This window comes from Blautia sp. HCP3S3_G3 (assembly GCF_052063365.1).
Classification (GTDB): domain Bacteria; phylum Bacillota; class Clostridia; order Lachnospirales; family Lachnospiraceae; genus Blautia_A.
This window is the reverse complement of the sequence record NZ_JBQHXR010000001.1, coordinates 79,208-104,333: the sequence shown is the minus strand read 5'-3', so window position 1 is coordinate 104,333 and position 25,126 is coordinate 79,208. Positions and strand designations below refer to the sequence as shown.

At 43.7% G+C, this 25,126-nt stretch carries 24 protein-coding genes and 2 pseudogenes; 2 read left to right on the top strand and 24 right to left on the bottom strand.

The window, feature by feature from the left end; genetic code table 11:
• Position 1 precedes the first annotated feature (1 nt).
• The 11 genes and pseudogenes from ACTNEW_RS00515 to ACTNEW_RS00465 all read right to left on the bottom strand — a co-directional run bounded on the left by ACTNEW_RS00515 (position 2) and on the right by ACTNEW_RS00465 (position 10,648).
• On the bottom strand, positions 2-2,158 hold the full coding sequence (locus tag ACTNEW_RS00515) for a family 78 glycoside hydrolase catalytic domain (RefSeq protein WP_441056720.1): 2,157 nt from the start codon (positions 2,156-2,158) through the stop codon (positions 2-4).
• A gap of 300 nt (positions 2,159-2,458) precedes the next feature.
• Positions 2,459-3,784, bottom strand: a complete 1,326-nt coding sequence (locus tag ACTNEW_RS00510; protein WP_441056718.1) for a citrate/2-methylcitrate synthase — start codon at positions 3,782-3,784, stop codon at positions 2,459-2,461.
• The gene (locus ACTNEW_RS00505) at positions 3,768-4,307 is read right to left on the bottom strand and encodes a hypothetical protein (RefSeq protein ID WP_441056716.1); all 540 of its coding nucleotides are present in this window, start codon (positions 4,305-4,307) and stop codon (positions 3,768-3,770) included. Before ACTNEW_RS00505 ends, ACTNEW_RS00510 begins: the two co-directional genes overlap by 17 nt.
• A gap of 205 nt (positions 4,308-4,512) precedes the next feature.
• Positions 4,513-4,821: pseudogene (locus ACTNEW_RS00500) on the bottom strand (cysteine hydrolase family protein); the annotation flags it as partial.
• Complete coding sequence (locus ACTNEW_RS00495; RefSeq protein ID WP_441056714.1) at positions 4,769-5,215, bottom strand: PD-(D/E)XK nuclease domain-containing protein; 447 nt, start codon at positions 5,213-5,215, stop codon at positions 4,769-4,771. The gene ACTNEW_RS00495 and the pseudogene ACTNEW_RS00500, both read right to left, overlap by 53 nt.
• Positions 5,142-6,089, bottom strand: a complete 948-nt coding sequence (locus ACTNEW_RS00490) for an AAA family ATPase (RefSeq protein ID WP_441056712.1) — start codon at positions 6,087-6,089, stop codon at positions 5,142-5,144. The genes ACTNEW_RS00495 and ACTNEW_RS00490 overlap by 74 nt, the downstream gene beginning before the upstream one ends.
• Before the next feature lie 10 nt (positions 6,090-6,099).
• Positions 6,100-6,681 (bottom strand): annotated as a pseudogene (locus ACTNEW_RS00485) (reverse transcriptase domain-containing protein); the annotation flags it as partial.
• A gap of 442 nt (positions 6,682-7,123) precedes the next feature.
• A complete protein-coding gene (locus ACTNEW_RS00480; RefSeq protein WP_441056710.1) occupies positions 7,124-7,693 on the bottom strand; it encodes a M15 family metallopeptidase in 570 nt (189 codons plus the stop codon).
• A 13-nt stretch (positions 7,694-7,706) separates the two neighbouring features.
• Positions 7,707-9,113: a YfcC family protein gene (locus ACTNEW_RS00475; RefSeq protein WP_441056708.1), complete on the bottom strand. Its 1,407-nt coding sequence runs from the start codon at positions 9,111-9,113 to the stop codon at positions 7,707-7,709.
• Between the two features lie 162 nt (positions 9,114-9,275).
• Complete coding sequence (locus ACTNEW_RS00470) at positions 9,276-9,917, bottom strand: RpiB/LacA/LacB family sugar-phosphate isomerase (protein ID WP_441056706.1); 642 nt, start codon at positions 9,915-9,917, stop codon at positions 9,276-9,278.
• A gap of 206 nt (positions 9,918-10,123) precedes the next feature.
• Positions 10,124-10,648, bottom strand: a complete 525-nt coding sequence (locus tag ACTNEW_RS00465; protein WP_441056704.1) for a cysteine hydrolase family protein — start codon at positions 10,646-10,648, stop codon at positions 10,124-10,126.
• 138 nt (positions 10,649-10,786) lie between these two features.
• Here ACTNEW_RS00465 and ACTNEW_RS00460 point away from each other — a divergent pair, with 138 nt between their 5' ends.
• Positions 10,787-11,650, top strand: coding sequence for an AraC family transcriptional regulator (locus ACTNEW_RS00460; protein WP_441056702.1), 864 nt, complete (start codon positions 10,787-10,789; stop codon positions 11,648-11,650).
• An 88-nt stretch (positions 11,651-11,738) separates the two neighbouring features.
• On the opposite strand, the gene ACTNEW_RS00455 is transcribed toward ACTNEW_RS00460, so the two are convergent.
• Positions 11,739-12,860, bottom strand: a complete 1,122-nt coding sequence (locus ACTNEW_RS00455) for a glycoside hydrolase family 88/105 protein (protein ID WP_441056697.1) — start codon at positions 12,858-12,860, stop codon at positions 11,739-11,741.
• Between the two features lie 93 nt (positions 12,861-12,953).
• On the opposite strand from ACTNEW_RS00455, the gene ACTNEW_RS00450 reads away from it, so the two are divergent.
• A complete protein-coding gene (locus ACTNEW_RS00450; RefSeq protein ID WP_441056695.1) occupies positions 12,954-13,841 on the top strand; it encodes an AraC family transcriptional regulator in 888 nt (295 codons plus the stop codon).
• 11 nt (positions 13,842-13,852) lie between these two features.
• On the opposite strand, the gene ACTNEW_RS00445 is transcribed toward ACTNEW_RS00450, so the two are convergent.
• The 12 genes from ACTNEW_RS00445 to ACTNEW_RS00390 all read right to left on the bottom strand — a co-directional run bounded on the left by ACTNEW_RS00445 (position 13,853) and on the right by ACTNEW_RS00390 (position 24,968).
• Positions 13,853-15,163: a TRAP transporter large permease gene (locus ACTNEW_RS00445; RefSeq protein WP_441056693.1), complete on the bottom strand. Its 1,311-nt coding sequence runs from the start codon at positions 15,161-15,163 to the stop codon at positions 13,853-13,855.
• Positions 15,164-15,643 (bottom strand): TRAP transporter small permease, encoded by a 480-nt coding sequence (locus ACTNEW_RS00440; protein WP_441056691.1) that lies wholly within the window; start codon positions 15,641-15,643, stop codon positions 15,164-15,166.
• Positions 15,644-15,656: 13 nt separating this feature from the next.
• Positions 15,657-16,679: a TRAP transporter substrate-binding protein DctP gene (gene dctP / locus ACTNEW_RS00435; RefSeq protein ID WP_441056689.1), complete on the bottom strand. Its 1,023-nt coding sequence runs from the start codon at positions 16,677-16,679 to the stop codon at positions 15,657-15,659.
• A gap of 231 nt (positions 16,680-16,910) precedes the next feature.
• Entirely contained in the window at positions 16,911-17,723 is an 813-nt protein-coding gene (locus tag ACTNEW_RS00430; protein WP_441056687.1) for a sugar phosphate isomerase/epimerase family protein, read from the bottom strand.
• A gap of 5 nt (positions 17,724-17,728) precedes the next feature.
• Positions 17,729-18,370, bottom strand: coding sequence for an RpiB/LacA/LacB family sugar-phosphate isomerase (locus ACTNEW_RS00425; protein WP_441056685.1), 642 nt, complete (start codon positions 18,368-18,370; stop codon positions 17,729-17,731).
• A gap of 29 nt (positions 18,371-18,399) precedes the next feature.
• Positions 18,400-19,263 carry a 5-dehydro-4-deoxy-D-glucuronate isomerase gene (gene kduI / locus ACTNEW_RS00420; protein WP_441056683.1) on the bottom strand — a complete coding sequence of 288 codons (864 nt, stop codon included), beginning with the start codon at positions 19,261-19,263 and terminating at the stop codon, positions 18,400-18,402.
• Between the two features lie 106 nt (positions 19,264-19,369).
• Positions 19,370-20,173, bottom strand: a complete 804-nt coding sequence (locus tag ACTNEW_RS00415; protein ID WP_441056681.1) for a gluconate 5-dehydrogenase — start codon at positions 20,171-20,173, stop codon at positions 19,370-19,372.
• Positions 20,174-20,419: 246 nt separating this feature from the next.
• Positions 20,420-21,490 carry a M24 family metallopeptidase gene (locus tag ACTNEW_RS00410; protein ID WP_441056679.1) on the bottom strand — a complete coding sequence of 357 codons (1,071 nt, stop codon included), beginning with the start codon at positions 21,488-21,490 and terminating at the stop codon, positions 20,420-20,422.
• 108 nt (positions 21,491-21,598) lie between these two features.
• Entirely contained in the window at positions 21,599-22,438 is an 840-nt protein-coding gene (locus tag ACTNEW_RS00405) for a DMT family transporter (protein WP_441056677.1), read from the bottom strand.
• Positions 22,438-23,736 carry an apiosidase-like domain-containing protein gene (locus tag ACTNEW_RS00400; RefSeq protein ID WP_441056675.1) on the bottom strand — a complete coding sequence of 433 codons (1,299 nt, stop codon included), beginning with the start codon at positions 23,734-23,736 and terminating at the stop codon, positions 22,438-22,440. The genes ACTNEW_RS00405 and ACTNEW_RS00400 overlap by 1 nt, the downstream gene beginning before the upstream one ends.
• Positions 23,737-23,799: 63 nt before the next feature.
• Entirely contained in the window at positions 23,800-24,417 is a 618-nt protein-coding gene (locus ACTNEW_RS00395) for a chromate transporter (RefSeq protein WP_441056673.1), read from the bottom strand.
• A complete protein-coding gene (locus ACTNEW_RS00390) occupies positions 24,414-24,968 on the bottom strand; it encodes a chromate transporter (protein WP_441056671.1) in 555 nt (184 codons plus the stop codon). The genes ACTNEW_RS00395 and ACTNEW_RS00390 overlap by 4 nt, the downstream gene beginning before the upstream one ends.
• Positions 24,969-25,126: the final 158 nt, after the last annotated feature.

The following is a 25,126-nucleotide window of genomic DNA, read 5'->3' as shown; positions in this document are numbered from 1 at the left end:
TTCAACTCCAGAAAGTATATTCACCAGGTTCCACACAAACGTCCTTCTCACCGATCACAATTCTTGCCGGAACTGCTGTAGTGATGTCGTAACGTACTTTTTCTCCAACATAAGCCCATCTGGAACTGATTTTTCCGTGTCTGGTATTGATGGATGCATCCAGCCATCCAAGACGTTTGTCAGGCATTGGCTGAATTTTAACTTTCTCAAAACCAGGAGTTTCTTCCAGCTGGCAGATACCTGCTGCTTTTTCGTATACCCAGTCTGCAACAGCACCATATGCATAATGGTTGAAGGAATTCATGTCCGTACTCCAGAATTCTCCATTTTCCATGATGCCATCCCAGTGTTCCCAAATCGTTGTGGCACCCTGATCTACAGAGAAGAGCCAGGATGGATATTTTCTTCTCAGGAACAAGGTATAAGCCAGTTCGGAATATCCATAATCACTCAGTGCATGAAGAATATAAGCAGTTCCTACAAAACCTGTCATAATCTGGCTTCCATCCCTGATCACCATTTCCGCAAGGGCATCTGCTGTTTTCTGCGGATCTTCTGCAAGACGGAAATGAATTGCCAGAACATGTTCTGTCTGAGTCCTGTATTCCGGATAGTGTTCACGGAAAGCTTTTACAATATTTGCATACAGTGCTTCATATGCAGATACATCCTTACCCAGAACTTTTCCCGCTTTGATCACCAGTTCTGTGGAATACGCATAATACGCAGTGGCAATAAAATCGTCCCGGCTGGAACCCTTGTAGCTGCCGGACGGAGCATCCAGTCCAAGCCAGTCACCGAAATGTTCACCGCCTGTCCACAGATATTCCGTAGTAGTAGAACCGGTAATATAATCCACCCAGTTTTTCATACAGTCAAACTGGTCTGCAAGCACTTCTTTGTTTCCATAAGTAAGATAAATCTGCCACGGACAGATAGTTGCCGCATCTCCCCAGGCAGCACTTGGATTGCCATCCGGCAGATAATCCGGAATAACCTGTCCGATTCCGCCGTCTGCTCTCTGAGCAGCTGCCATATCATGAAGCCATTTTTTGAAGAATTTTTCCACATCATAATTATAACTTGCTGTTTTGATAAATGCCTGTGCATCACCGGTCCATCCAAGACGCTCGTCTCTCTGCGGGCAATCGGTAGGAACATCCAGGAAATTGCCTTTCTGTCCCCAGAAAATATTAGAGAACAGCTGATTTACTTCCGGTCTTCCGCAGCTTAAGGAACCGGTTTTCTGAATATCTGAGTAAACTACAATTGCCGTAAACTGTTCCGGTCTGACCTCTCCCGGGAATTTCGCAAGCTTAATGTAACGGAATCCAAAGAAAGTCAGCATCGGATGCCAGGTCTGCACACCATCACGACAGGTATAATTGATCTCTGCCTTTGCACTTCGGTAATTGGCATTGTAGAAATTACCGTTCTGATCCAGCACTTCTCCGTGAAGGATCTGAACCTGATCGCCTTCTTTGGCATCTACGGTGAATTCCACATAACCGGTCACTTCCTGACCAAAGTCAATCACGGTCTCACCGGCAGGAGTAATGATCACCTTCTCTGCCATGACACGTTCCTTTTCGTGGATTTCCTCACCTTCCTGCGGAATCAGGATTTCTTTCGGCCATTCCAGTTCTGCTGCCGGAGCCTCGCATTTCACAGCAACCGTTGCATCATAAGTTTCTCCGTCATAAATTTCACTGAAACGGACAGGGCTTTCTCCCCATGTCCAGTTTTCATCGGTAGAAATCACAGCTGTGCTGCCATCCTCGTATTCCAGATGAAGCTCTCCCAGAATTCCCATGGGACGATTTGCTCTTCTGGTTTTGTCTTCGGACTCCATCCACCCGGGCATATGAGAGGAAAACCAGCCTTTTCCAACGGTCACAGTCAATTCATTTTCTTCTTCCAGCATCTCCGTTACATCATACTTCTGGTACTGAAGACGTTTTTCGTATACTGTCCAGCCAGGTGCCAGCACATATTCACTGACCCGCCTGCCGTTCAGTCTTGCCTCGTATACACCGAGCGCCGTCAGATAAAGCTCTGCTTTTTTTACAGTTCCTGCACTTTTCCATGTTCTGCAGAAAACCGGGCACACATCTTCTGCTTTGCCTGGTGCCTGAATCCATTTTGCCTGAAATTCCATTTTTCTTTCTCCTTTACTTAAAATAATCTATATTTCAACGAAAAACCACAACCTAAAGGAATTATATAGAATTTCCATAGAAAATGGAATGGATTTTTCCGATATTTTTGTTTATTTTTTCGACTTTTTTATTTGATTTTCTATATAAAAAGAAAAAACCTCACAACCGTTTTCCACTGTATTTTCCATACAGTTTATTTCAGCATTTACGGTTTGTAAGGTTTTCTTTATCTGCTTAACGACTACATCATAAATCAAAATAACTGATACATCTGATTCGTCTGTTTTCCGATGTACAATTTACTTTTCTTCCATCACACTCATATATGCCGGACGGATAATCTTATCTGTACAGATCAGTTCTTCGATCCGGTGTGCACTCCAGCCGACGATTCTGGCTATGGCAAACATTGCGGTATACAGCTCTACCGGAATTCCCAGCATATCATAAACAAAACCGCTGTAAAAATCTACATTCGGGCTGACGCCTTTGAAGATATGACGCTTCTCTGCAATGATCTTCGGGGCAAGTTCTTCGATATTCTGGTACAGATGAAGGTCTTCTTCTCTGCCTTTTTCCAGGGCAAGCTTTTCCACATACTGCTTGAATACCCGTTCTCTTGGATCAGACAGGGAATAGATGGCATGCCCCATTCCGTAGACCAGCCCTTTCCTGTCAAAAGCTTCTTTATCTACGATTTTTTCCAGATATGCTGCCACTTCTTCCTTATCTTCGTAATCTCTGACATGATTCCGGATATCCTCCATCATTTCCATGACTTTGATATTGGCACCACCATGTTTGGGGCCTTTCAGCGAAGACATGGCTGCAGCAATGGTCGAATAGGTGTCCGAACCGGAAGAAGTTACCACTCTGGTCGTAAAGGTGGAATTATTTCCGCCGCCGTGTTCCATATGCAGGATCAGTGCCGTATCCAGTACTTTGGCTTCTGTTTTTGTATATTTCTGATCCGGACGCATCAGCATCAGAAGGTTCTCTGCTGTAGACAGTGCAGGATCCGGATGATGGATAAACATACTGGCATTTTTTTCATAATGAATGTAAGCATTATAACCGTAGACTGCCAGAAGCGGGAATTCACTGATAAGCTGGATGCACTGACGCAGACAATTGCTGACACTGGTATCCTTGGCTTTCTCATCATAAGATGCCAGGGTCAGAATACTCTTGGTCATGGAATTCATAATATCTTCTGTCGGTGCCTTCATGATCACATCTCTTGTAAAATTCGTAGGTAAGGTGCGGCAGCCACCGATAAAATTACGGAATTGTTTCTCCTGTTCTTTATCCGGCAGTTCTCCCATCAGAAGCAGATAGGCAATTTTTTCAAATCCCATTTCCTCTTCGCCCAGAGCACTGATGAGTTGTTCCACTCTGTAGCCGCGATACCAGAGTTCTCCGTCACAGGAAACTTTCTTTCCATCCACAATTTTCGAAGAAACAATTTTGGAAATATTGGTCAGTCCTGTCAGCACTCCATTTCCATTCTCATCACGGAGCCCACGGTTGACTCCATATTCTTCATACAGACGGGGAGCAATGTTATCATTTCTGCGGCAAACTTCCTCCTGCTGTCTGGTATATTCATTAAGTAAGCTCTGCATAATCAATCACCTCTCTCTCCTTCCCGTTTTTCCCTGCTTCTTCCATTTCCTCCATCGTGCTGCTCATGACTGTCTCCAGCTGTTTCATAAGGCAAAGCAGCTGAATCATGTTTTCCTTGCCATATTTTTCGATAACTCTTCCATAGTAATTTTTCAGGACTTCTTCCTGTTCATCCAGCAGTTTCTGTCCTGTTTCTGTAATCGTAACGTAGGTGCCTTCACTTCCATTGCCGTCATGAGACCACAATATCAGGCCTCTGTCTCGGAGATCTCCTACCATCTTGGAAGTCTGACGGATGGAAAGCTGCATTTTTTCTGCCAGTTCTTTGAGATAAGTTCTGCCGGAATAAATCTCAGACATTTCACTGTCCAGAGAAATATAGTGCAGAGCAATGTATTCCGCAATACTCAATTCTTTAAAAAAATCCCGGAGCTGACCTTTATTCATCAGATATCTGTGGTACGTAATTTCATTTGTCAGTTTTACGATATCTCCATTGAGTTTTCTGGATAATTCTTCCATAGATTCTTTATTCCTTTCTTCTTTTTCTTACAAAATCTTCGTCGCCTTATAGTTTTATTTTTAATTATTTATTTTTAAACATTATATCATGAGTTTTTCTTTTGTCAACTGAAATATAAAAACAGCTACTCCATTTTCATAGAATAGCTGCTCTCACAGTTCCTGTCTTTTATTTTTAGCAAAGCTGCATACAATTAGTTCCAGCTCATTTTCCAATAATCTGAATCTGACACATTTCCATGGCCTTCAGTGCGTTTTCGTGGCTCTCGGGTGTCACGCCGGCACAACAGGATGCATCCACATAAATAGGAACTTCCGGCAGAGATGCCTTTACCAGAAGAGCATTGGAAATCACGCAGATATCGGTACACAGCCCCACGAAAGTAATACCGCCGATTTCATCCTCTTCATTCATGACAAGAAGTTCTCCTGCCAGATCCGTAGATCCAAACGTATCTTTATCAATAGGCTCCGTTTGCCGAAGGGCATCCAGTTCGCTTCTGATCTGCCATCCGCACTCTGCATCGTTTCTTATAGCAGGCGATTCCGTATTTCAGAATTTTCTCCATTCCATCTTCCAGAAGCTGTTCGTTATACTGCTTTTTCTCAATCTGTTCCAAAACCTCCTGACATCCTGCATCCAGATTGCCATCATCGCAATACTTTATTTCAATAATAATGCCGGTTTCTTCCTCATCAATTTCTACACAGATATCACTGTAGCCTTCTCCGGATTCTCTATTTGAAAAGACACTCCAGGAATCTTTGAAACCAAGAATTCTCAGAAGGATTCCATGATAAAAATTCTCCTTCTTTCCTTTCCAGGCGAACGTATCACGAATACTGATGGTTTTCTTCAGATATGTGCCAAACTGCTCCTCGGTTTTTAGAGCATCTCCTTCTTTCAATGCTGTACAGAAAGCTTCCAGAGATGCTCCGTCCTGTCGTAAAAAGCACACTCCGCAAATTGTCGATCGTTGTATACATGTCCTGATACGTCAATTCCTGGTGAATTTCTTTTGTAATGATTTCTCCTGCAATAAGTCTCTCGATTTCCCGCTTTGTCTGCCCTTTGTCCATTTCCTGAATAAACCGTTTGACCACATCGTTGCTGCTGGTATTTGTCCAGTAATTCTGGGGCTGTGCTTCTGGATTACTCCGCAGCAGATCGCAGTAATTTAAAACATCCCAGGGACAATATACGTCTGTACATCCAAACTGATATCCATCATACCACACTTTTATCAGGTTAAAACTGCCTGACAGGTCATAATAATCCAAAAGATCCTGCACTTCTCTGTCCATAAATCCAAAATACTCATCAAAACGGACATCCGTTATTGACAGAACTCTCAGATTATTCAGTCCGGTAAAAATACTCTCCCTGGAAATGCGCATACAGCCGGTCATCACTGCAAACTGCAGACTGTTATTGCTCTTCAATACGCTGCTGAACATATTACGGATCAATGATATCATCTTATCGTAATACCCCGCACGAAATGCTTTATCAAGCGGCACATCATACTCATCGATAAGAATGATGACCTTATCGTCATAATGAGTGGAAAGCAACAGGGAAAGTGTCTGCAGACTCGTTTTTAATGCCCCGTCTGACATGGTAAAAAGCCCCGTCTGATCTACGCTTACCAGTGCCTGATACATGCTTCTCTGCTGAACAGTCAGCTTCCCGCTTGTCTCCAGAAAAGGAAAACGCATTGCTTCTTTCCCGATCACGTCACGAAATGAATCACAGGCCTCTTCATATGTACGGCCTTCCACATCCTTCAGACTTATAGATCATTATGAGAATTTCGTGGTTTAAGGTATCGAAGTACTTGGACAAATCAAGAACCACCGCATACGTGTAGCCTTTCTCCGCATACTCCTTAACCTTCACGATTGCATCCTTTGCGCTCCTGCTCGGGCGATAACCATAACTGTTTTCAGCGAACAGCGGTTCATAGATTGGCACTAACTGTTGCGTTATCGCCTGTTGGATTGTACGGTCTATCACTGTTGGTATGCCAAGCTTTCGCATACCACCGTCTGGTTTTGGAATCTCAACTCTCCGTACTGGAGATGGAGTATATCTTCCTCTAAGTATTCGGTTAATTAACTCCTGTTGATGTTCCTTTAGGTATGGCAAGGCTTCTTCAATGGTCATTCCATCAATACCCGCCGCCCCTTTGTTTGCTTTCACTCTTTTATACGCTCTGTTAAGATTATCCTTATACAGAATCGCTTCCAAGAGCTTCGGCTGTGCACTGTCTCTTTCTTTCCATATCCGATTAAATGACCTTGACGCTTTCGCATACCCTTCATGTTCCGCACTATCTCTCTGCGAACAGCCACTGTTTGTGTTTTCTGTCATAGTCGGTCATTCCTCCTTTCTCGGTCATACTTAAGACTCCTACTGATTCGGTCCTTCACCTCTCGGCTACTATGACCTCTGCTGACTTCTGTGTGTTCAGCAACACCTTGCAGTGTTGGTTACTCCTTGCAGCCTTACCCTCATGCATAACCTCATATGTGATTTCTGTTCGTCAGACCAGAGATTTGCCCATGGGTTAGTATGTTCCCCACATCCAGCTTCCTTCAGATTCCACCTCACGATGGACACCCTTGCTTTCGGCTATATCCTTCCCACTACCGGGTGGATTCAGGACTTGCACCTGTTGGAAACGTGCGCCGCTAGGCGCACTCTGAAAAAGGCGTAAGCTACATTACACAGCTTACGCCTTCCTTTTTCTTATTCCATTCATTTCACGGTTTTGCTTCTCTTAATCAGATTATGTGGACTGCCCTGCACAATCTTAAATTTCATAGTCCGAAAATGGTGCCGGCTCCGCAGACACATCGTAGAAATGCCACCACTCACACTCATATGCCTGAAATCCCACAGATTCCATGATACGTTTCAGATATTCTCCATTTTTACGCCCTTCTGCTGAGTGCAGCGGACATTCCAGCGAAGCTTTCTCATCCATCGTATCAAATGGCGAAGGCATTTCCATCTCGTTTCCTTCCAGATCCGTCAAAGTTACATCCACACACATCCCATTCATATGCGTCGGTCTGAATTTCTGAATCTTTGTCATATCCGGCGGCCGTGCCACAAAATCATCATTCGGCATGATCTCCCAGAATTTTTTCTGGGCACGAATGGGACGATACGCATCCCATATTTTTATCCGGAATCCATCTTTCCGGAAAAGTTCCTGCGCTTTCATCAATATCTGTGCTGTATGTTCATCCATCCAGCATTCCTCTGACTGATAAACCTTCACGCCGGTGAAATTATCCTCAGATGCATACCGCAGTTCAATAATAAAATCCGAAGATAAATCCGTGATTCTTACCAGATTTCCTTTTTTCTCAATCATATGCTTTTTCCGTTTAGAATCCAATCATTGTGGCAATTCCCAGAAGCACTGCCTGAGCTGCGAACAGAATCAGGAACAGCGGAGTAAACCATTTGTACCATTTCTGGAGAGAAATACCGCCAAGACCACAAATAATCACGATATCTGCTGTCGGCCAGAAAATATTGGACAATCCGTCACCAAACTGGAATGCAAGTACGGCTGTCTGTCTGCTGACACCAATGATATCTGCCAGCTGTGCCATAATCGGCATGGTAGCAGATGCCTGACCTGTCGCAGACGGGATGAAGAAATTGATCAAAGTCTGAACAATCAGCATAAACTGTGCAGACAGCGCATGCGGTGCGTTCTTCAGAAGATTGGACAGGCCATAAATTACCGTATCCATAATCTGTGCATCCTGCATAACGACTGTGATCGCCTTGGCAATACCGGTCAAAATGCATCCCCACATAGCAGTCTTGGCACTGTCAATAAATTCTTTACACCATTTATTCGGAGACCATTTGCAGATGGCAGCCGCAATCATGGACATCAGAAGGAACAGACCGCAGAGCTGCGGGAAATCCCATCCCCATTTGATCAGACCGAACATCAGAACAACCAGTACCACAACTACATCCAGAAGCACCAGAGCATCCTGTCTGGTAAATTTGTACTCATTTAATTCATCTCTGTCAAAGGCATGAATGTTTTTCTCGCCCAATACCACAGATGCTCCCGGATTTTTGCGGATTTTCTTTCCATACCACATAACATACGCAATGGAAAGTACCATAAATACAACAAGACAGATGGCTCTGTAAACGGTTCCGGAATACAGTTCTACGCCGGCAATTGTCTGTGCGATACCTACCGTATACGGGTTCAGTGTCGCGCCCATGAAACCGACAAACTCTCCTACCGCAATAATTGCAAATCCGAACATGGCATCATAACCAAGCGCCACACCAAGACCAACGATCAGCGGATAGAATCCGTAAAACTCACTTGCCATACCAAAAACAGAACCGCCCAGTCCAAAGATCATCATAATAATCGGAACCAGGAGAATTTCCCTGCCCTTCAGTTTCTTCAGAATCGTTCCGATTCCCGCATGAAAGGCACCTGTTTTTACCACAACTCCAAAAGTACCGCAGCAGCACAGAATCATAAAAATAACATCTGCAGCTTCTACACATCCGCGATACAGGACACTGAAAAATCCAAGGAATCCTGTGGTAGTAACCTCTGATTTGTCAATTACATGATAAGTTCCATTAATGGCAACATTTCTGACTCTTCCGTTAATTTCCATCTGCTGATAATCATAGGTACCAGACGGAATAATCCAGGAAAGAATTGCCACAAGAAGAACTACGGACGCCACAATGATCAGGGTGTCCGGCATTGCCAGTTTTCTTTTTTTCTTTTCTGTCATAAAAACTCTTTTCCTCCTCCGTAAAAATGACTTCTCCCCATTATACTACGCTGCCTTACCACCCGTCAATGAAATTAACGTGTTAAAGTAATAACTTTCTCTATGATGGATGCCTGTGAAAAAACTCTGCTTTACCCTGTTCACGGGTAAAGCAGAGTTTTTTTATTCTCCTACAATTTCTTTCACTGCTGCTGCAATTTTGTCACATTTACAGTTTGCATAGAAGAGTTCCTTGAATTTTTCACCGCTCAAAGCACCTTTGACCAGTTCCGGATCCAGTTCTTTCAGGATTTCCGTAAGATCACGATACGTGTGTTTTTTGACTTCATCAAGGATCTTTTTATTTCTCTGTTCCGGTACGGCACGCTCTCTGGGATATCCCTGACCGCTTTCTTCCACATATAGTTTTTCAAAAATATATTCCAGATTCAGATCCCCGCCCCATCCAAATCCTTTTGCAAAAGGAATCGCAATGGCATTTCCATCATTGATCTGAGCAAAGGTATATGCATCCAGAGCGTCTTCCACATGTCCGCAGATTACTCCCGGGAAAGAATTGCAGGCAAGCATAGCTCCTTCGCCGGTTCCGCAGCCTGTAATCACATAATCCGCTGCTCCGGAATTCAGAAGGACTGCTGCCAGAATACCGATCTGCACATAGGTGAGCTGGCATTCATCTTCTGCCGTATACATTCCATAGTTAAACACCTCATGTCCCATGGGTTCCACTACTTTTTTCAGTGCCTTACAGATCTCTGCATTCTTGGCCGCCTGGCTGTTTTCATTGATCAACGCAATTTTCATTTGTATTCCTCCATGTTTTCTTTTCTATATATTTTCTTTTCTATTATTTGATTTTCTATAAAAAACTCACAACCGTTTTTCGCTGTATTTTCCATACAGTTTTTTTCAGCTTTTACGGTTTGTAAGGTTTTTCTTTATCTGCTTAACTACTACATCATAAATCAAATAACTGATACATCTGGCTTTTCTGTTTTCCAATGTACCAGTCATTTTCCAATAATCCGGATCTGGCACGCTTCCATCGCTTTCAGTGCGTTTTCATGACTTTCTGGCGTCACTCCGGCACAGCAGGATGCATCCACATAAATGGGTACTTCCGGCAGAGAGGCCTTTACCAGAAGAGCATTGGAAATCACGCAGATATCTGTACACAATCCCACAAATGTAATACTTCCGATCTCTTCATCTTCATTCATAGCAACCAGTTCCCCTGCCAGATCCGTAGATCCAAAGGTTTCTTTGTCTATTGGCTGCGTTTGCCGAAGGGCATCCAGTTCACTTCTGATCTGCCATCCTTCTGTATCCCGGATGCAGTGTGGAACCGGAAGATTCCTGCCTTCCTGCGTTTCCAGATACCATGTTTCATGCGTATCTCTTGTAAAAAGAACCGTTCCGTCAAATTCCCTGATTTTCTTTTCCACAGCCGGAACAATCCTGACGGCTTCCTTTGTTCCAAGCGCTCCGTCAATAAAATCATTCTGCATATCTACGACAACCAAAATGTTCTGCATATTTTTATCCTCCTGCACTGATGCAATAACCGTTATTATCTATTTCGTATAGTATCATATGAAAATCGTATATTCCAGACTGTTTTTCCCGGTTTATTTATGTTAAAATACAACCACATAATGAATGAGGTGATTTTGATGAAAATCTGTAATTCCTGCAAAACAGCAATTCAAACCTGTCTGGAATCTCAGACATTTGCTGCTGCCCATCTGTATAATGACGAAAAGCCCATGGATATCCATATTCACGACTGCTGTGAAATTTATTTTTCCATTTCCGGTGGCAAACAGTTTCTGATCGATAACCGGTTTTACGATTTCGCACCGGGCGACCTGTTTTTTATTAATCAGTATGAGAGTCATTATCTCTCCCAGATTGACAGTGTGACTCATGAGCGGGTCGTACTTTCCATTTATCCGGATTACCTGAAGAAATGCAGTACAGAGGAAACAGATCTGAATCACTGTTTTACCTGCCGTAATACTTCCTTTGGACATAAAATTACACTTTCAGAAGAAGAACAGAAACGTTTTCTTTACTATATCCACAAGCTTGGCAGTGATGAGGAATACGGGCAGGATATTCTGGATCATGCGGTTTTTCTGGAAATGATGACATTCCTGAACCGTATTTTTATCCGGAAAAGCTCCGAACAGCCTGTTCCCGCCGTCGAGCCGGCTGCTTACCATGCACAGATCAATGAAATCCTGTCATACATTAATCAGAACCTGACTCAGGATCTGGCTATTAAAAACCTTGCAGAGTATTTTTACCTCAGCAGTTCCCACCTCTGCAAGATTTTTAAAGATGCCACAGGCACCACCATCAACCGCTATATTACAGCCAAACGCATCACTCATGCCAAAGAGCTCCTGACAGAAGGCTGTTCCGTGATGGAAGCCTGTGAGAAATGCGGTTTCCGGGATTACAGCAACTTTTTGAAGACTTTTACAAAAGCTGTTGGAATTTCCCCTAAGAAATATGCACAATATGAGCATTAGGATATCCCGTATTATAATTAAAAATATCCTGTATTCACAAAAAGTCCTCTGCTTCGTGCCGTTCGCACCGGAAGCAGGGGACTTTTCATTATATATGCAGCAATGCTTCCGCAAGTGCTAGGATCGTCAGAGACTGACCATAAGCCATGGGCGCAATCAGGATATTCTTATAATGCTCTGCATTCATACCCATTCCCGTTCCGCCGGAAACATTCAGAACCGTACCGTCTTTATCAATATTTTTCAGGATTCCGCGGATTGCTCTTTCCGCGCATTCCAGATAGGAATCATCCAGGATACCGTATCGGATACCCTTGAGAATACCTGCTGTGATAGCTGCACTTCCGGAGACTTCTTCATAGCTGTCCGGATCTGTCAGCACCGTATGCCACAGGCCGCTCTTACTCTGAAGCTTTTTCAGTGCCGCCACCTGTGCTTTGTAACAGTCCAGAATGATTGTTTTTACAGCCGGATTCAGAGTGCCCTTGAACATATCGATATAGTCAAGGATTCCCAGCGTGAACCAGCTGTTGCCTCTGCACCAGAAAATTCCGCCAAAGTTATGGTTGCCCTTGAATGTCCATCCGTGATAAAACAGACCGGTTTTCTTATCATAAAGGTATTTGATATGCATCAGAACCTGATGGATTCCCTCATTGATCCATTCGGCATTCTGATACTTCTGTCCCATTTTATTCAAAAACAGAACTGTCATAAACAGGGTATCGATCCACATCTCATTTTCATTGAGCCGCACGCCCTGACGGTCCCCGTTAGCACTGGTCACATGCTGGAATCCGCCTTCTTTTGTCCTCGGAATGCAGGTCATCAGCCAGTCTGCCCAGTCAAGGCAAAGCTCTTCGAATTTCGGATCATGATAGTATTCATTCAGCTCACACAGAGTCAGAAGAGGCGTGGTCGTGTTAATATTTCTTGACGGAAGCCCCTGCTCCATATTCTCCACAAACCAGTCATGAAGAAATTCTTTATATGTATCGTTTTTTTCGTACTGCATGATTTTCAGAAGACCATACAGACCTACACCCTGAGGCCAGTCCCATTCACGAATACCAAAATCACGTCTGAAAAATCCGATTGCCTCGCCGCCTGTCTCTTCCAGTTCTTTTTCATTCTCCGGTCCGCCGAGATTCAGCAGCTTCTCGATGACCAAGTTCAGTTTTTTTCTTAATTCTGTTTCATTAATGTTCATTGAACGCTCCCTTTCTTCCTAATCTCACTGGTAATTTTCCTGACCTTATTATATAATTATTTTCAGGAAATTACAGCAAAGGATGTGTATTTTTTGGAAAAAGTAACTTATTATGCCACCACCGGCGGACTTTCTCTGGAACATATGGTCCGTTATGGAAAATTCAATATGCGTGTAAAGCATTTTCATAAAGAATATGAAATTTTCTACATACTGGAAGGTGAACGGCTTTTCTTTTTTGATAACCGTAACTTTGTTGCATCCAAGGGCGATCTGATTCTCGTCGACAGCAATCTGATCCACATGACAAAATCTGTTTCTGATGATGATACCGGTCATAACCGGATCATCCTGTATGTCACCAAAGAGCAGATGGAAGCCTTTGACCATCAGTACCCTACGCTGAAGCTTGTTCGTTTTTTCAGTCAGCATTATGGCATTTATCATCTGAATCCCAGACAGCAGGAACAGTTTATGAATCTCTACTATCTGTTCAAGGAAGAATGTAAAGCCAAGCGCAAAAATTACAAACAGGCTGTTGAGCTTGCCGTATGTTCTTATTTTCTTAATCTTACCCGGGATCTGGATAAAAGTTCCCTGGAAAGTCCTTTGCTCCCTGAAGATGGAAAATACCGGCATGTTTATGAAATTGCCGACTATTTGTCAGAGAACTGTGATAAAAACATTTCCCTGGAAGATCTGTCCTCCAGATTCTTCCTCAGTAAATATTACATCTGCCGGGTCTTTAAAGAAGTCACCGGCTACACCACCAGCGAATATATCAATATCTATCGGATTCAGAAAGCGAAGCGTCTTCTTGAAGAAACAGATCACAGTATTTCCAATATCGCTGAAATGGTGGGCTACGGAAGCATGACCCATTTCGAAAAAATCTTTAAAACCTATATGACTGTTTCGCCTCTGAAATACCGCAAGACTTTGAATATTGTAACCCATACCAATACCCCTACAAATCCGTAGGGGTATTTCCATTAATCCATCAGACCAAGGATTGTCGGCAGCCAGGTACTGAATGCCGGAACAAATGTTACAAAGAGAAGTGCCACAACAATTGCTGCAAAGAACGGGACCAGCTTTTTGATCACATCTTCTACTTTTAATTTTGCCACACTGCAGCCTACGAACAATACACTTCCAACAGGCGGTGTCACAGTACCGATGGAAAGATTCATAACCATCATAACACCGAACTGGATCGGATCCATGCCAATACTTTTGATTACCGGCAGGAAAATCGGTGTGAAGATCAGAAGTGCCGGAGCCATATCCATGAATGTACCAACAATCAGAAGGATCACGTTTATCAGCAGCAGGATGATAATCTTATTGTCAGAAATACCAAGCATCAGATTGCTGATTGCCTGAGGCAGTCCTGTAAAGGACAGAACAAAAGATAATACAGAGGATGCTCCGATGATCAGCATAACAATAGTGGTCATCACTGCGGAATTTACCAGGATATCTTTGATTTCAGATACTTTAATGCTCTTATATACAAACAGTGACAGGATAAATGCATAAACAACCGCTACACCGGAAGCTTCTGTAGGCGTGAATTTACCGGACAGGATTCCGCCGATAATAATGACGATCAGAAGAAAACTCGGAACCGCATCCCAGACAGTCTTCAGGACATAGCTGGCGGTCATTTTTTCTGTTCTTTCAATGACATAACCATGCTTTTTGGCATATACAAAAACAACGATCATACACAGTAATGCCCAGAGAAGGCCGGGAATCCATCCTGCCATAAACAATGTTGCCACGGAAGCTCCGCCGCTTGCTGCGGAATACACGATAAATGCGTTTGTGGGGGGGATCAGCTGTCCAACAGGTGCTGTTGCAATATTGGCTGCTGCGGAAAAACCTTCATCATATCCATGTTCTTTTTCCAGCGGATTCATAACACCGCCGATTGCAGTTGCTGCTGCAATACCGGAACCGGAAAGAGAACCGAACATGGCATTTCCGGCGATATTGGTCAGAGCCAGAGAACCGGGAACCTTTCCCAGTACCAGCATAGCAAGATTGATCAGTCGTTTCGCAATACCGCCGCTGCTCATCAGCTGACCGGCAAGAATAAAAAACGGAACTGCAAGCAGGGTAAAACTGTCAATACCACTTACCATTTTCTGTGCGGAAATAAACATTCCGAACTGTGGAGTAAGAAACATAATAATTGTAATCAATGCTGACGTAATGATACTGAAAGACACAGGAACACTCATAGCCAGCAGGAAAAAGAATATAATAACCAGAACAATTGCTGCTTCTAACTGCATTTATTTTTCCTCCTTCTTCTCTTCGGCATATTCTTTTACAAAACGCGCCAGACGCTGTACAGAATAGATCACCATCAGGATCCCGCAGATCGGAAGACCCATATAATAGAATTCCATCGGAATCTGCATAGCCGGAGAAATCTGGCCTGCAGCATTCATGGTAACCATGATTCCGCCTGCGATCATGACAAATACGCTGAGGAACAGAACAAGAATCTCAATAAAAATTTTATCTCTCAGAGTTCCTTTTTTCGTAAAGGTATTGGTGATAAAACCGATAGAAATATGCTGTTCTTTGCCATATGCATAAGGAACGCCCAGCATAGTCAGCCAAACCAGTGAGTATCTCAGTAATTCTTCCGTATACTGGCTGGGATTATTGAGAATAAAACGAGTGAAAATCTGCCAGAAGCATCCCACAACCATCACAGCTACGAGAAAAGCCAGTATATATTCAATAATCTTATTTAATACTTTCATTTCGTCCTCCCTCTCAATCCGCGTATTTCTGGATATCATCGTAAAGTGCTTTATACTCTTCCCCTCTTGCACAGAATTCATCATGAATCGGAGATACAGCTTCGATAAAGGCACTCTTATCAATGTCACGGTATACTGTTACGCCATGTTCCTGCGCTTCTTCCATCGCTTCTTCCATCATGCCGTTGTAAAGGCTCTTGAAGTTTTCATTTGTTTTCTGCAGGCACTCAACAAGATAGTCTTTCTGTTCATCAGTCAGGCTGTTCCACTTTTTGGTACTGATAATGTAGATATCCGGTGAATACTGGTGTTCTGTATAGGTATAGGATTTTACCAGATCCTGATGTCCGTCTACAGTCAGCGCAAGCTCTGTATTTTCCGCCCCGTCTACGATTCCCTGCTGAAGGGAGGTATAAGTCTCACTGGCTGCCATCGGCACAGCAGAACCACCCATACGCTGGATCATTTCCATAGATGTGGAGCTTGGCATGGAACGGATCTTTTTACCCTTCAATACGGAAGGATCTGTACATGCAATATCCTCTTTCAGATAAAAGTTTCTGGAACCATTTGCGTAATATCCAATAGCAATATAGCCGTCATCTGCTGTTGACTCAAACAGCTCTTTCACTTTTTCACTTTCTTCCATTGCAGTATAGTAATGATCCTGATCCACGAACAGATACGGTACTGCAAAAATCGCATATTTGTCTTCAAACTGACCGAGCGTATTGGAGCTTACTTTTGCCATATCGAGAATACCTGCCTGAACCATCTCGATTTCCTCTTTTTCGGTTCCCAGAACTCCGCTTGCATAAATATCAACCTGAAGATTTTTTGACTCATCTTCTGCTACAAATTCAGAAAATTTCGCAATAGAATCTGCAATTTCTGATCCTGCAGACTGATTGTGTGCCAGTCTGATTTCCACTTTTTCGGTACTGTTTGCATTCACGACAGAAATAAAAATCGCACCAACCAGAAGAAGTCCTGCTGCCGATACCGCAATACCTATTTTTTTTCTGATACTACCCATTTTCTCTCTCCTGTATTATTCATTTTTCCAGTTCACGCGCGAACTTTATGGTAGATATTCTAGCACAAAAAAAATGGTATTTTTTAATATATATTGCGGAAAAACCATTTTTTTCAATCAAAATTGTCGTCATGGAATATCTGACTTCTCCACTTAATCAATAAAAAAAGGAGTCACAGAAAACAGATTATACATCTGCCCTTAATGACTCCCTTTTTCATGTCATATTATTTACATTCTTTTCAGAAAACCAATCTCCCTCTGCGCCTCTGCCGGATTCATTTCCTCACGGAGAAGGTACATGTCCGGTCGATTTTCATGCAGCCATTTTGATATGGTTTCATACTGGATAACGCCCTCACCCAGCAAAGCGGGACGATACTCCCCTTTCTCATCAAGTGTAAAATCTTTGATATGCATTGCATCAATATATCTGCCGGTCTTTTCCAGCCAGTCGGACCAGTATGCTTTCTGGTCTGTAGTATCCGGATATTCCAGTAAATTGGAAGCATCAAAAATCATCCGAAGATGCTCTTCATCACCAATCTGCTCCATCACATCCAGGACAACTTCCACGTTTTCCAGAGGATGCCAGTAAACAGGCTCTATGGCCAGTTTCACATCAAGGCGCACAGCCTCCTCCATTACACGCTTGATACTGTCCATCATATAAGGACGCCAGATTGCTTTTTCTTCATGGTTGAGACGGGGATAAGCGGTTTCTGTTCCCACCATTTTTGCGCCGATCTCGCGGCTGTAAGCAAGACATTGTTTTAAGGTTTTTACAGCATTGGAACGAACCTCCGAATCCGGATTTCCCAGATCCATATAACATCCGAAAACAGGGATTTCTATGTTATTTACCTCAAAAGCTTTTCGAATCCGCTCCAGATGAGCCGGTGTAATATCAGCAAAACTGTCAATTCCGGCAAATGCCTTTGGCAGTGCCAGCTGGGCAGCCTGATATCCTTCTGACTTCAGGACCCACGCCAGCTCTTCTATTTCCCTTTTCCCATAATCATGGGCACGAACACCTATTTTCACGGATATTATTCTCCCACGATCTCTTTTACTGCTGCTGCGATTTTATCACATTTGCAGTTGGCGTAGAACAGTTCTTTAAATTTCTCACCGCTTAAAGCACCTTTTACCAGTTCCGGATCCAGATCTTTTAAGATATCGGTGAGATTACGGTAAGTATGTTTCTTCACTTCATCAAGGATCTTCTTATTTCTCTGTTCCGGTACGGCACGTTCTCTTGGATATCCCTGACCGCTTTCTTCCGCATACAGTTTTTCAAAAATATATTCCAGATTCAGGTCTCCGCCCCATCCGAATCCTTTTGCAAAAGGAATGGCAATGGCATTTCCGTCATTGATCTGGGCAAATGTATACGCATCCAGAGCGTCTTCCACATGTCCGCAAATTACACCCGGGAAAGAATTGCATGCAAGCATGGCACCTTCACCGGTTCCGCAACCTGTGATAACGTAGTCCGCAGCTCCCGAATTCAGAAGAACTGCAGCAAGAATACCGATCTGTACATAGGTAAGCTGGCATTCATCTTCCGCTGTATACATACCATAGTTAAATACTTCATGTCCCATAGGCTCCACTACTTTTTTCAGCGCATTGCAGATCACTGCATTTTTTGCAGCCTGACTGTTTTCATTGATCAGTGCAATTTTCATTGTTTTTTCCTCCCTGATTTTATACTCTGTTACATAAGCTCCTGCATAGCTACATGATCCATATCATCAAAATCCTGGTTCTCACCTACCATACCCCAGATGAACGTATAATTTCTGGAACCGCTTCCTGCATGGATGGACCAGCTTGGGGAAATAACAGCCTGTTCGTTACGCACAACAATGTGGCGTGTTTCTGTGGGCTCTCCCATGTAATGCATGACAAACGCATCCTCCGGCATGTCAAAATACAGATATACTTCCATTCTTCTGTCGTGAGTGTGGCATGGCATGGTGTTCCATACGCTTCCCGGTTCCAGACTGGTCATACCCATTTCCAGCTGACAGCTCTCCACCTGTCCCGGCAGGATATATTTGCAGATAGTACGATGGTTGGAATCTTCCAGAGAGCCAAGTTCTACTTTGTTCTCGTCTTTGATGATCACAACCCCATCCCCGGCTGTTCCCTCACGTTTAATCAGAACTGTAGGATAAGATGCATGAGCCGGAGCACTGTTCATATAAAATTTTGCAGGATTGTCACTGTCCGCACTTGCAAAAGTAATATCTTTTGCGCCCATTCCGATGTACATGCCTTCTTTGTGTGCAACCGTGTATACTTTGCCATCTACGGTGATCATACCGGTTCCTCCAATATTGATCACACCCATTTCTCTTCTCTCCAGAAAATACTGTGCACGCAGTTCTTCACCTGCTGTCAGTACCAGAGTTTCTTTTACAGGCATGATACCTCCTGTGATAATACGGTCAATATGGCTGTAAACCAGTCTGATCTCGTCAGCCGGAAACAGATTGGAAATGAGAAATTCTTCTCTCAGACGTTCTGTTGTATAATGTTTCACATCTCTTGGTGAAACTGCTGTTCTTAATTCCATGACGGTAATCCTCTCTTTATTGTTCGTAGTGGAGTCTGCGCCGGCAGACATTCCGTTCAGCCAAACGGGTTCCACTCTATCTTCGCGTTATTCTTTCGTTATTCTTTTATTTAGGCTGTTTTCCGATATAAGCGAGAATTCCGCCGTCTACATACAGAATCTGGCCGTTTACAAAGTCAGATGCATCGGAAGCAAGGAAAACTGCCGGTCCCATCAGATCCTCCGGAGTGCCCCATCTTGCAGCCGGTGTTTTGGCAACGATAAACTGATCAAACGGGTGACGGCTTCCATCCGGCTGGGTTTCACGAAGAGGTGCTGTCTGCGGAGTTGCAATATAGCCAGGTCCGATACCATTGCACTGGATGTTGTATTCGCCGTATTCAGCACAGATATTCTTTGTCAGCATTTTCAGTCCGCCCTTGGCTGCTGCATAAGCCGATACGGTCTCGCGTCCAAGTTCGCTCATCATAGAGCAGATGTTGATGATCTTTCCATGTCCCTTTTCGATCATATCCGGGATAACTGATTTGGATACGATGAATGGTGCGTTCAGGTCAATGTCCACTACCTGACGGAATTCCTCCGCACTCATCTCTGTCATGGGGATACGTTTGATGATTCCTGCATTATTTACCAGAATATCGATCACACCCAGGTCTCTTTTGATGGAAGCAACCATTTCTCTGACCTGTACTTCATCAGTTACATCGCAGATATATCCCTTTGCCTCGATTCCTTTAGCTGCGTAATCTGCAACTGCTTTGTCCAGATGTTCCTGTCCGCGGCAGTTAAATGCGATTTTTGCACCTGCACCTGCAAATGCTTCTGCAATGGCAAAACCAATCCCATATGCACCGCCTGTTACCAAGGCAACTTTTCCTTCCAGTGAAAAACTATTTAAAATACTCATTTTGAAACCTCCCTGAAGTTCTGAATTCATTTGTTATGAGCACATTTTAACACAAGGATAATCTATTTTCTTGTGTTTTATTCCAGAAAATATTGCAAATCTTCTTATTTTCCATCGTAATATTTACGGATTACTCACATATCAAATAGAAAAAATGAAACCATATACTTTCTTCCTTATAGCAGGAAACAGGAGTTTCCTTAACGGGAAACTCCTGTTTCTGACTGTTCCATATGTGACTTTGAATTATTCCACTGGAATCTCGATCAATTCCTTCGGAGAATGAGCAAAATTAATGCAGCCGTCTTCTGTCACAACTACCATATCTTCAATACGGACTCCGCCAAAGCCCGGTACATAGATTCCCGGCTCTACAGTCTCAATCGTTCCCGGCTGAAGAATCGTATCGTCTGACGGGGAAAGACGCGGATTTTCGTGAATGAAAAGTCCCACACTGTGGCCAAGGCCATGTCCGAAATATTCCCCATATCCTGCTTTTGTGATGATATCTCTTGCGACTTTATCCACACTGGAACCGCTTACTCCTGCGCGAAGAGCATCCAGAGCTGCAAGCTGGGCCTTCAATACTACATTATAAATTTCCTTTTGCTTTTCGCTTGCTTTTCCAAGAACCACCGTTCTTGTCATATCAGAACAGTATCCCTTATACTTGCATCCAAAGTCAAAGGTAACAAAATCTCCCTCTTCCAGTTTCTTATATCCCGGAATTGCGTGAGGCATGGAAGAATTCAGTCCGGAAGCAACGATCGTATTGAAACTCAGATCTTCTGCTCCTTCTTTTTTCATCAGATATTCCAGTTCTGCTGCCGCTTCCAGTTCTGTCATACCCGGCTTCAGCAGAGGAAGCAGTCTGGCAAAGGCTTTGTCTCCGATTTCCTCTGCTTTTGCAAGATAGGATAACTCCTCTTCTGTTTTAATGATTCTGAGACTGTCAATCTTATCTTTCAGAGGCACCCAATTCTCAACAGGAAGCGCATCTTTTAATTTATCAAATTGAACACACAGAAGAGATTCATCTTCATATCCCATAGAGAAAGTACCGGATTTTTGTTCTTTTGCCATACATTCTGTCAAAATCTGCGCTCTTGTATGTCCACGATGTTCTTCCACAATCGTAAAAGAGCTTTCTCTTGCAGCCTGCTCGGTATATCTGGAGTCTGTGATCAGCACTTTCTGAGTGCCGGAAACATACAATGCTCCCTCTCCGCCGCGGAATCCGCTTACATGACGCATATTATACGGATCTGTAATTACAACTGCGTCCAGTTTTAATTCATTTAAAATTGCATCTAACATCTTTTTTCTCCTATCTTTATCTTCCGTACGGGTTACATCTGATAAGTTATATATTTCCGATGTACTAAAACAACCATATCGGTATTTTTCATTGATTCATCCCCATAATTATCCGTTTTCTCCTGAATCCGGCGAAACCGTATTCCATACCACTGCGGCCAGAATAATTCCCGCACCGATCAGTGCATATTTACCCATCTTTTCACCATAGAAAAGGAACACCCACACAGGATTCAGAACCGCTTCCAGAAGTCCGATCAGTGACGCACTTACAGGGCTCGTCAGCTTTGCGCCCTTGTCAAAAAGGACATAGGCAAGTCCCACCTGGAAAACGCCCAGCACTACCAGAGCAGCGACTGCCGTTCCGTTCATCTTTCCCACTTCCCCGAGGAACGGGATGGAGATCAGAAAAGATAAAAAGAACGCAATCATGCTGGAATCTTTGCTGCTTGCTTTCGGCAGAGAATTGATAAAAAATACTCCGGAAAAACTCAATCCTGCTCCGATCGCAACAATATTTCCAAGCATCTGTCCTCCATCCAGCTGGTCAAAAAAGAACATCACCATTCCCGCAAAAGCCATCAGAACAACGATGCACTGCCGCCCTGTCGGCTTTTTCTTCCGGTAAATGCAGTCCCAGATCAGAACAAAAACCGGCGCTGTGTACTGCAGTACGATCGCATTGGCAGCGGTCGTCATTTTATTTGCCAGAACATACAAAAGATTGGTAAGCACAAGGCAGACTGCCGCCGCAAGAATCCATCCATTCACTTTCACCTTAACCGTTTTTCTGTAAATGCAGAAAAATATCAGCGCAATCAAAGAGCGAGCGCCGTTGATCGCAACAGCGCTTCCGGGAATAAATTTAATTAAAATTCCGCCTGTAGACCACAGCAGGGCCGTCAGGAAAATATAAAAATTCCCTTTGTTTTTCTCACTTATACTCATCAGAAATTGTCTCTTACTCCCAATATCAATATATCTTCATTCAGACTGGTTTTTAAGATTACTGTTTCGTCTTTTTTCCCGCGAACCAGGGGATGCATCACCTGTCTGCTCTCCAGACCAATGGCTTCAAACCGGTAATCGGAAAAATCCCCCTCCAGAACAACATCGTCATTATAGGGAAGATAAATCACTGTTTTATCCTTTGCACAGCCCTGCTGCACCTGTCCGCCATAATTGTCCAGAGTACGAAACTCACATAATTCCCATAATGCGTATTTTTCAAAAATCCACTTCGCAAACGCCGCATCCGATGCTCCCGGAAATCTCAGCGCGGTCTGCCATGCATACGGCATCCGGGAAAATTCCGCATTATTAAACAGAGCATCTGACTCGTAAAACTGCCATAATCCATGAGCTCCGTACGTCACCCCTGCACTGGCACCGGAGAGAATACTCCTCCAGACAGCTTTCCTTACATCTGCCGGATAAAAACGCCCATAAGAAAAACCATATCCGTGCCCTTCATAACAGATTTCCGTATTCATAACCGGTTTTTTCGCTTTCTTCTCCAGAAACTGTCTTGAAAAAACAAGCATGCTGTTCTGATCAGGACCGGGATTGCCACTGCCATCCACCCCGGCTCCATGTCCTGACTGATAGGAATAAAACTGATACTGCGGATGTTCACAAAGCACCGACGGCGGATCTGCTTCCGGCTGCAGGTGAAAGGTTGTCAGCCGTTCCGCATGGTTCTCATACATCACATCCAGAATTTTCTGATAATATTTCACCACCGTTTCCGTCTCAAAACCGGTATCTCCGGAGACAGAATAAATCGGCTGATATTGATCAAAACGCTTCAGGAAATACCGGGTCAGTCCCTCGATCCTGTCAAACGGGATCACCGTATCCGGACTTTTGGCTGCTGCCCAGGTCTCCGGAATATAATTCACCCAGAACAGATGCAGAAACGGAATCATGTCATACTCCTGCATAACCCGAAGCATCTTTTCTGCTCTGTCAAAATATACTTCATTGATATGATCAAAATCATATTTCCCGTCCTTCATGCAGAAGGGTTCCACGGAATCTTCCCCCACACTGTTGTCGTGCGCGATGGGCAGAACACTGATCTGCAGTGCATCAAATCCCTGTTCTTTTCGGAAACGGACCAGTTCCCTCCATTCTTTCAGAGATAATTTCTGAAAAGCCATCCAGACTGTATCACATAACAAAAAGAAGGGCTTTCCATTTTTTTCAAAATAAGTGTGTTCCTTACTAATACGAATATCAGGCATACACTTCTCCTTCTCAAAAATATGAAAGTCATATACCATTGCAGCACAGAATCATACGTCCGGTTACAGAATCCCAAAATATCCCGCTGCCACACCGATCACTGCAGATACTGCAATAAATACAATCGGATGAAGCTTCTTCACCGGTTTCACATAATTGGTGAAGATAAACAATACAACTGCCAGCAAAAGCCCCGGCCAGCGCAGCAGACCCGCATTTCCAGCTATGGCAAAGCTGTTCAGAAGACTTCCCTCCGGTGAATGAACCGAAATATTTGTCAGTACTTCCAGCACTACCGCTACACACGCAGCACCGATCAGACCGGTGGAAGCAGGGCGAAGTCCATAAAAAGCACTGTTAACCAGCTTACTGTCACGGAATTTTTTTAACATGGCAGCAACGATCAAAATTACGATAATTGATGGAGTAATTTCTCCCAGTGTTGAGATCACTGCTCCAGGAATGCCGCCTACCGTAAATCCCACATAAGTGGCCATATTAATTCCGATTGGTCCCGGAGTAGACTCGGAGACCGCCAGCATATTCATCAGATCCGTATAGGTATACCATCCGGTGCTGATTCCGATATCCTGCAGGAAAGGCAGCGTAGCCATTCCTCCTCCGATGGCAAAAAGGCCTGTCTTAAAAAACTCCCAAAATAATCTGATATAAACACTCATTTGCCTTTTACCTCCAGATTCTTAAGGATGATTCCGGCGACTGCCGCAGTCACAACAAACCAGACCGGAGAAATATCCAGAAAAAACCCGCCTGCCAGTACCAGAGCAAAAATTCCGGCTGTCCATTTATCCACAACTGATTTTTTCAGCAATTTTGTAACTGCATTGAAGATCAGTACACAGACACAGACCTGAATGCCGGCAAAGGCATCCTGCACCCATTTCAGATGGGAGAAATTCGTAATCAGTCCTGCAAGAATCGAGATAATGATCAGAGACGGGAACACCACTCCCAGAGTAGCTGCAATTCCGCCTGCTGCTCCCCTCTTTTTCTGTCCGATAAATGTAGCTGTATTTACTGCGATAATTCCCGGTGTGCACTGTCCAATCGCAAAATAATCCATGATTTCTTCTTCCGCTGCCCAATGTTTATTCTCCACAACCTCACGCTGTAATATGGGAAGCATCGCATAACCACCGCCAAAAGTCATTACCCCCATCTTGGCGAAGGTCAGAAACAAAGACCATAACGATACTTTTTTCTCACTCAAAAAAATCTCTCCTCTCCTGATCGATTCACTGCTTACACTGATCCATACACTGTTATTTCAGCGCAGTGCCCGGCTGCAGTATGGTTTATCAGCGCATTGCCGGCTGCAGTATAGTTCATCAGTGCAGTGCTGGTTGTAGTATAGTTCATCAGTGCAGT